The organism is uncultured Fretibacterium sp. (assembly GCF_938030725.1).
In the GTDB taxonomy this organism is placed as follows: domain Bacteria; phylum Synergistota; class Synergistia; order Synergistales; family Aminobacteriaceae; genus Fretibacterium.
This window is the reverse complement of record NZ_CALHIQ010000137.1, coordinates 1-5,360: the sequence shown is the minus strand read 5'-3', so window position 1 is coordinate 5,360 and position 5,360 is coordinate 1. Positions and strand designations below refer to the sequence as shown.

Genomic DNA, 5,360 nt, shown 5'->3' with positions numbered 1-5,360 from the left:
CTCGGGGGCTACGGGGAAGAAGGCGTGGTCCGTGCCCGCCGCCGCCCAGACGACCTCGTACCGGAACAGGTCCTCGTCCAGCACCGCCCGCAGTGGCTGCGGGTACCCCAACGGAGGGACGCCCCCCACGCGGAAGCCGTAGCTCCCGTACACGTCGTCCGCCGGCATCATCCGGCAGCGGCGTCCGCCGAAAGCGCGGGCCACGGCCTTGGAGTCGATCCTGTTCGAGCCGCTCATCAGCACCAGGACCGGCTCCCCGTCCACCAGGCAGACGAGGCTCTTCAGGATCTCCCCCGGCGGCACGCCGATGGTGGCGGCCGCGTCCTCCACCGTGAAGATGCTCCCCTCCACGCCCCTGATCTCAACGTCCTGGGCGCCCGCGGCATCCAGCGCCCTCCGTACCCTTTCAACCGCGTCCCGGCCCTGGGGCATCCTGCGCTCTCCCCCTATACAAAAGGAATGTTGCGGGCACGCCCGCAACGTTATTCTACACTATGGAGGCCCTCGAAAGGGGACACGAGGCGGGAAACGGGGATGTCCGCGCGGCGCTGGCGTCAAGGCCCCACTTGCGGCGCGTGTCCTAAAATGCTAATATACGCTTCGGCCCTGCACTCAGGATGTCGTCTTGGATCGGACGAATCCCTGGTCATGCGGCACGATTAGAGACAGAGGTGAACGTAATGATCTCAAAGGAAAAGAAACAGGAAGTCATCAGTGAGTACCGAACGCACGAGTCCGACACCGGCTCCCCCGAGGTACAGGTGGCTGTGCTGACGGAGCGCATCCGTGAGCTGACGGAGCACTTGAAGGCCCACAGCAAGGACTTTCACTCCCGCCGCGGCCTTCTGAAGATGGTCGGAAGCCGGCGCAAGCTCCTGCGCTACCTCAAGGACAAGGACTTCAACCGCTACAAGAGCCTGATCGAGCGCCTTGGCCTGCGCCACTGATCGGCCCCAACCTCAGGCTTAAGTAAAGGGTTTCGCTTTTTTGGAGGTGTTTCGCTTATGAAGAAGGACATTCATCCCGAATATCAGGATTGCAAGGTGACCTGCGCCTGCGGCAACACGTTCACCACCCGTTCCACGATGAAGGAGATCCGCGTCGGCGTCTGCTCGCAGTGCCATCCCTTCTACTCCGGCAAGAAGGGGCGCGTCCTCTCCGAGGCCGGCCGGCTCGAAAAGTTCCAGAAGAAGTACCAGGGCATCCACTACGGCCAGAAGACGGACGTTTAGCAGAGAGGAAGGAAGGGGCCCGCAAGAGCCCCTTTTTTTATCATGCCTTGCACCGTTGCCCTGTTGGCGCACACGCCCCATCCGGACGAGCTGGTGGCTGCGGCGGCCCGCATCTGCTACAGGGACGTCACGGCAGCGGACCTCCTCGCCGGAGAGAGGGAGTCCCTCTCCGAGGCGCTCCTGGACCAGCTGTGGCGGAGCGGACACCTCTCCACCTTCGAGCACGCCTCCTTCACCTTCGCCGTGGACGGACTGAGCCGCGTGGCCTCACACCAGCTGGTGCGGCACCGCATGGCCAGCTTCAGCCAGCAGAGCCAGCGCTACGTCAAGATGACGGGCTCCTCGGTCATCGTCCCCCCCACCGTCGCGAACATGCCCGAAGCCGAGGCGCTGTTTCGCCAGCAGGCCGAGGCCTCCTTCGCCGCCTACCGGAGGCTCATCGAGCTGGGGGTCCCAGCGGAGGACGCCCGCTTCATCCTGCCCCACGGCTGGGAAACGCGGCTGGTCCTGACGATGAACGCGCGGGAGCTGCACCACTTCTTCCACCTGCGCCTCTGCCGCCGCGCCCAGTGGGAGATTCGCGCGCTGGCCCGCCAAATGCTCGTCCTGTGCAGGCAGGAGGCCCCCGTCCTGTTTAAGAGGGCCGGTCCGTCCTGCATTTTTGGCGCCTGCGGCGAGGTCAAACCTTGTGGCAGGCCGTTTAAGGATATGGAGGATCTTCTTGTCGAGGATTAAACTTTGGCTGCTGGCCGCCATCGCGGCCTCCCGCCTTGCGACCGGGGAAGCGAAGCGCGTTCCCGTGGGAGGACAGGCCGTCATCGAGGGCGTCCTGATGAAGGGCCCCGCCCGATGGGGCTTGGCCGTCCGCAGGCCCACCGGCGGCATCTTTCGCGAGCACTGGCCCAACAGCTCCCGGACGAAGCGCTTCCCCTGGAAACTGCCCGTCCTTCGCGGAGCGGTCGTCCTGTGCGAGATGATGGCGACGGGGTTCAAGGCGTTGTCGCGCTCCGCGGAGGTCGCCCTTGAGGAGCAGGAGGAAACGCTGACCTTCAAGGACCTCCTCATCGCCATCGCGGTCGGCATCGCCGCCGTGGGCGGGCTCTTCGTGGCACTGCCCCTCTGGGTCGCCGAGCTTCCCGGCCTGTCCCCCCTGTGGACCAACGTGCTTGAGGGCGTCGTCCGAGCGCTCATCTTCATCGGCTACGTCGGAGTCATCGGATTGTGGGGCGACATTCGCCGCGTGTTTTGCTATCACGGGGCCGAACACAAGACGATCAACGCCTTCGAGAGCGGCCTGGGGATGACGCCGGAGAACATCCTGACCTGCTCCCGCATCCACCCCCGCTGTGGAACCTCCTTTCTCCTGATCGCCGTCCTCGTCAGCATCGCCGTGTTCTCCATCGTGGGAGGGGGCAGCTTCTTTCGTCGCGTCGTCCTGCGGGTCCTGCTCCTACCCATCGTGATCGGCACCTCCTACGAGATCATCCGCTTCGCCGCGGACTCCGGCCGGCTGGGGCGCATCGTCATCGCCCCCTTCCTCTCCCTGCAGTACCTGACGACCAGGGAGCCGGACTTCGGACAGGCGGAGGTGGCCCTGACCTCCCTGAACACGGCGATGGGGACCGGGGACGACGAGGAGCCCCCCGAAGGACAGCCCGTTAAGGAATCAATGGAGGACAACTCATGAACATCGAGCCCAAGCTTCAGGCCATAGAGAAGGAGTTCCTGGACATCGAGGAGCGGATGGGGGACCCGGCCACGGCCTCGGACCCCAGGGCGCTTCAGGACCTGGGAAAGAAACGAGCTCAACTGGAGCCCGTCGTGGAGAAGTACCGCGCGTACCGCGCTGCCGTCGCCAGCATCGCGGAGGCCAGGGACCTCCTGAAGGGCGGCGACCCGGAGATCGCGGAGCTGGCCAGGGAGGAGCTGAGCGAGCTTGAGCCCCAGATCGAGAACTTTGAAAAGGAGCTGACGATCCTCCTTCTCCCCAAGGACCCCAACGACGAAAAGAGCGTCATCGTGGAGATTCGAGCGGGCGTCGGCGGCGACGAGGCGGCGCTCTTTGCGGCCGACCTCTATCGCATGTACACCCGCTTCTGCGAGCGGCAGCGCTGGAAGATCGAGGTCATCGACAGCAGCCTCATAGGCCTTGGCGGCTATAAGGAGGTCATCTTCCGCATCGACAGCCACGGCGCTTACAGCATGATGAAGTACGAGAGCGGCGGGGACAGGGGTCAGCGCGTGCCGGTGACGGAGGCCAGCGGCCGCATCCACACCTCGAGCGCAACGGTGGCGGTGATGCCCGAAGTGGAGGACATCGAGATCGAGATACGCCCCGAGGATCTGAAGATCGACACCTATCGTTCCAGCGGCGCCGGAGGACAGCACGTCAACATGACGGACTCCGCCGTGCGCATCACACACCTGCCGACGGGCATCGTGGCCACGTGTCAGGACGAGCGCTCTCAGATCAAGAACCGAGCGCGGGCCATGGCCTACCTCAAGGCCAGGCTGTACGCCCTGGAGCAGGAGAAGCAGAACGCCGAACAGGCCAGCGAGCGCCGCGGCATGATCGGGTCCGGGGACCGCTCCGAGCGCATCCGCACCTACAACTTCCCCCAGAACCGCATCACGGACCACCGAATCAACCTCACCCTCTACAAGCTGGACAGCTACCTCGACGGCGACCTCTTCGAGATGATCGACGCCATGATCCTGGCGGAGCAGACGCAGAAGCTCGAACACCTGGAGGACTGATGAGCGCGGGAAGCGCAACGCTGCGCACGCACCTGACGTCCATCCGAAGGCGCCTCTCCGCCGCGGGCGTGACCAACGCGGAGCAGGAGGCGCGATGGCTGCTCTGCGACGGCCTCCGCCTCTCCTCGGCGGAGCTCCTGGCGCACCCGGAGCGGGAGGTCGTTCTGCCGGAGGCGCTGGAGGCCGGGATACGGCGCCGGGAGGCTGGAGAGCCCCTGCAGTACGTCCTGGGGACGGCGGACTTCTGGGGGCGCGACTTCCGCGTGGGGCCCGGCGTCCTCGTCCCGCGGGGGGACACGGAGGTCCTCGTTCGGGCCGCCCTGGACATCTTCCCGCAGGACGCGCCCTTCACGTTTCTGGACTGGGGCACGGGCAGCGCCTGCATCGCCGCGACACTCCTCCTGGAGCGCCCCCTGGCCCGCGGCATCCTGGCGGAGCGGTCGCCCGACGCCCGAAAATGGGCTGCCGAGAACCTGGCCCGCTGGGACTTGAGCTCCAGGGCCCACCTCCTCCCCACCGACGCCCCGGAGGACATCGCCGTTCGGGGCGAGTGCGACCTCCTGATCAGCAACCCCCCCTACGTTCCAAGGGGCGCGATCCCCCACCTTATGCGCGAGGTGAGGGACCATGAGCCCCACTTGGCGCTCGACGGAGGCACGGACGGGATGGACTGCTACCGGGCGCTCCTGGCGAGCGCGCCGGCGTGGCTCAAGCCGGGGGCTTTCGTCATCCTTGAAACGGGAGGGAGCGATCAGGCCCGCGCCATTCGGGACGTTGCGGAGCGCTCCCCCAACCGAGCTTTCTCGTTTCTTCAGGGGATCGCGGACGACTCCGCAATTCTTCGTTGCGTTGTTTTAAAATATCGGGGATAATACTTAAAGAACGGCTCTGGCGCGCGTCGGAGGACCTGCAAGGGCTGCCCCGCCCGGCGGCCAGGCTGAGGCGAATCAATCATTAATTACTTTAAGGAGTCGATGAAGTTATGGAAAAGCGTGAGCTCGTTATCATTGGCGCCGGCCCTGCGGGCATGTCCGCGGCCATCTATGGACGTCGCGCCGGGCTGGACGTCCTCCTTCTGGAGAGGGGCAGGACGGGCGGGCAGATCAACACCACCGACGAGATCGAGAACTACCCCGGAGTGCCGCACGCCACGGGACCCGAGGTAGGCGAGATGCTGCACCAGCACGCGCTGAAGTTCAACACGGAGATCCGCACGGTGGACGACTCCAAGGTCGAGCTCCGCGGCGACAAGAAGATCGTCGTCACCAAAAAGGGCGACGAGACGAACGAGATCGAGGCCGAGGCCCTCATCGTGGCGACGGGGGCGCACTTCCGCCGTCTGGGCTGCGAGGGCGAGGCCGAGCACATCGG

Annotated in this window: 8 protein-coding genes; 7 read left to right on the top strand and 1 reads right to left on the bottom strand. The window is 65.5% G+C overall.

The genetic code is table 11. The features are described from left to right. A partial coding sequence (locus Q0629_RS07945) for a YbaK/EbsC family protein (RefSeq protein ID WP_298781112.1) occupies positions 1–432 on the bottom strand: 432 nt, incomplete at its 3' end. 248 nt (positions 433–680) lie between these two features. Here Q0629_RS07945 and rpsO point away from each other — a divergent pair. From rpsO to Q0629_RS07910, 7 genes are all read left to right on the top strand, one after another. Beyond that, the gene (rpsO, locus tag Q0629_RS07940) at positions 681–947 is read left to right on the top strand and encodes a 30S ribosomal protein S15 (RefSeq protein ID WP_298781109.1); all 267 of its coding nucleotides are present in this window, start codon (positions 681–683) and stop codon (positions 945–947) included. A 57-nt stretch (positions 948–1,004) separates the two neighbouring features. Further along, complete coding sequence (rpmE, locus tag Q0629_RS07935) at positions 1,005–1,232, top strand: 50S ribosomal protein L31 (RefSeq protein ID WP_015556617.1); 228 nt, start codon at positions 1,005–1,007, stop codon at positions 1,230–1,232. Positions 1,233–1,274: 42 nt separating this feature from the next. Beyond that, positions 1,275–1,967 carry an FAD-dependent thymidylate synthase gene (gene thyX, locus Q0629_RS07930; protein WP_298781105.1) on the top strand — a complete coding sequence of 231 codons (693 nt, stop codon included), beginning with the start codon at positions 1,275–1,277 and terminating at the stop codon, positions 1,965–1,967. After that, a complete protein-coding gene (locus Q0629_RS07925) occupies positions 1,954–2,919 on the top strand; it encodes a DUF1385 domain-containing protein (RefSeq protein WP_298781102.1) in 966 nt (321 codons plus the stop codon). Before thyX ends, Q0629_RS07925 begins: the two co-directional genes overlap by 14 nt. Further along, positions 2,916–3,989, top strand: coding sequence for a peptide chain release factor 1 (prfA, locus tag Q0629_RS07920; RefSeq protein ID WP_298781099.1), 1,074 nt, complete (start codon positions 2,916–2,918; stop codon positions 3,987–3,989). Before Q0629_RS07925 ends, prfA begins: the two co-directional genes overlap by 4 nt. Further along, positions 3,989–4,861 carry a peptide chain release factor N(5)-glutamine methyltransferase gene (gene prmC, locus Q0629_RS07915; protein ID WP_298781097.1) on the top strand — a complete coding sequence of 291 codons (873 nt, stop codon included), beginning with the start codon at positions 3,989–3,991 and terminating at the stop codon, positions 4,859–4,861. Before prfA ends, prmC begins: the two co-directional genes overlap by 1 nt. A gap of 110 nt (positions 4,862–4,971) precedes the next feature. Then, a partial coding sequence (locus Q0629_RS07910; RefSeq protein ID WP_298781095.1) for an FAD-dependent oxidoreductase occupies positions 4,972–5,360 on the top strand: 389 nt, incomplete at its 3' end.

Bases quoted from the DNA above. Each gene is read 5' to 3' on its own strand.
- rpsO (WP_298781109.1), top strand. From the start codon at position 681: ATGATCTCAAAGGAAAAGAAACAGGAAGTCATCAGTGAGTACCGAACG.
- prfA (WP_298781099.1), top strand. From the start codon at position 2,916: ATGAACATCGAGCCCAAGCTTCAGGCCATAGAGAAGGAGTTCCTGGAC.
- rpmE (WP_015556617.1), top strand. From the start codon at position 1,005: ATGAAGAAGGACATTCATCCCGAATATCAGGATTGCAAGGTGACCTGC.
- thyX (WP_298781105.1), top strand. From the start codon at position 1,275: ATGCCTTGCACCGTTGCCCTGTTGGCGCACACGCCCCATCCGGACGAG.
- prmC (WP_298781097.1), top strand. From the start codon at position 3,989: ATGAGCGCGGGAAGCGCAACGCTGCGCACGCACCTGACGTCCATCCGA.